This window comes from Zoogloea sp. LCSB751, assembly GCF_002028455.1.
Lineage (GTDB): Bacteria > Pseudomonadota > Gammaproteobacteria > Burkholderiales > Rhodocyclaceae > Zoogloea.
In genome coordinates this window covers 1-266 of record NZ_MWUM01000260.1, presented here as the reverse complement: position 1 = coordinate 266, position 266 = coordinate 1, and the positions used below count along the sequence as shown (strand labels likewise).

1 protein-coding gene is annotated in these 266 nt (G+C 70.3%); it reads right to left on the bottom strand.

Features of this window, described 5'->3' with window-relative positions:
- Nucleotides 1-266: DUF3369 domain-containing protein (locus B4920_RS26575; protein WP_139379701.1), on the bottom strand; the 266-nt coding region annotated here is incomplete at both ends.

Genomic DNA, 266 nt, shown 5'->3' with positions numbered 1-266 from the left:
AAGCCCTCGTCGTCGCTCTTGCGGAAATACAGAGCCATGCTGCGCGGGTGCACCAGGCTGTGGCGATCCCGCAGGGCCCCGGCAAGCTGGGACGCCATCCACGGATCGTCGAGCTCCGACAGGCGCCGCTGGATCAGGTGGCTGAAATGCCCCGCCGCGGCGATGACCCGGTATTCCAGCGGCCCGTCACCCGGGCTGTCTTCGGCCGCGGCGCACACCAGCCCCTCGGGCTCGACGCCCAGCAGGCCGGCGATCTGGGTGATCAC